1 protein-coding gene is annotated in these 267 nt (G+C 45.3%); it reads right to left on the bottom strand.

The window, feature by feature from the left end; translation table 11 throughout:
- Positions 1–267: DUF4422 domain-containing protein (locus LI126_RS14785; RefSeq protein ID WP_227165688.1), on the bottom strand; the 267-nt coding region annotated here is incomplete at both ends.

Consider the following 267-nt stretch of genomic DNA (forward strand, 5'->3'; position numbering starts at 1 on the left):
GTGTCCAACAGCAATTCACTCAAAAATCCAAAGACCCGCTGCTCATATGGCGTGTAGTTGGAATAGTCGATACGCTTTTCTACTTCGCCTAAGACGTCAAACAGCCAAGTGCAGTTCTCATCGAGCGGCTGTTTTTTCATAATCATCATGTTGAAATAGTGTGCCTTGGTCCGCTTCATCACGGTTTCAAATGATTTGGCATAGGCAGGATACTTTTTGTTGATAACCTCGCGCGTAACTTCCAGCGGCTCATGTTCATGAACGTGC

The organism is Mediterraneibacter sp. 210702-DFI.5.30 (assembly GCF_020560115.1).
Taxonomy (GTDB): Bacteria; Bacillota; Clostridia; order Lachnospirales; family Lachnospiraceae; genus Mediterraneibacter; species Mediterraneibacter faecis.